Genomic DNA, 255 nt, shown 5'->3' on the forward strand with positions numbered 1-255 from the left:
CGACCGCGAGCCAGGCGAGCACTCCCGCCTCCGAGCGGAAGCCCATGAGGAGGGCGACGAGCACGACGACCACCAGCGAGATCACATTGGCGGCCAGCGAGGTCAGCACGTGCGCCCACAACACCGACGACCGCGCGATCGGCATGGACTGGAAACGCTCGAAGATGCCGCTCTTCATATCCAGGAAAAGCCGGAACGCGGTGTAGGCGATGCCCGAGGCGATCGTGATGAGCAGAATGCCGGGCAGCAGGTAGT

General features: G+C 65.1%; 1 pseudogene. It reads right to left on the bottom strand.

From position 1 onward, the window contains the following. Positions 1–255 (bottom strand): annotated as a pseudogene (locus tag QSK26_RS41615) (ABC transporter permease); the annotation flags it as partial.

The organism is Microtetraspora sp. NBRC 13810 (genome assembly GCF_030268685.1).
In the GTDB taxonomy this organism is placed as follows: Bacteria; Actinomycetota; Actinomycetes; order Streptosporangiales; family Streptosporangiaceae; genus BSRQ01.